Origin of the sequence: Buchnera aphidicola (Pemphigus obesinymphae) (genome assembly GCF_026122815.1) — a bacterium.
GTDB classification, from domain to species: domain Bacteria; phylum Pseudomonadota; class Gammaproteobacteria; order Enterobacterales; family Enterobacteriaceae; genus Buchnera_C; species Buchnera_C aphidicola_BJ.
Genome location: NZ_JAIWQW010000091.1, coordinates 1 through 442, shown reverse-complemented (window position 1 = coordinate 442; position 442 = coordinate 1). Strand labels below are relative to the sequence as shown.

General features: G+C 31.4%; 1 pseudogene. It reads left to right on the top strand.

Features of this window, described 5'->3' with window-relative positions:
- Positions 1 to 442, top strand: a pseudogene (gene rpoB / locus LDP10_RS03240) (DNA-directed RNA polymerase subunit beta); the annotation flags it as partial.

Genomic DNA, 442 nt, shown 5'->3' with positions numbered 1-442 from the left:
GATACTATAATGCCTCAAGACATGATCAATGCTAAACCGATTTCTTCTGCTGTAAAAGAGTTTTTTGGATCCAGTCAATTATCTCAATTTATGGATCAAAATAATCCTTTATCTGAAATTACACACAAACGTAGAATATCTGCTCTAGGAATTGGTGGATTAACAAGAGAAAGAGCTGGATTTGAAGTACGGGATGTACATCCTACTCATTATGGTCGAGTGTGCCCTATTGAAACACCAGAAGGACCAAATATAGGATTAATTAATTCATTATCAGTTTATGCTCGTACTAATAAATATGGTTTTTTAGAAACACCATACAGAAAAGTAAAAAACAACATAGTAACCAATGAAATACAGTACTTATCTGCTATCGAAGAAGGTAATTATATTATTGCACAAGCAAATACTAATCTTAATTCTCAAAATATATTTATTGATG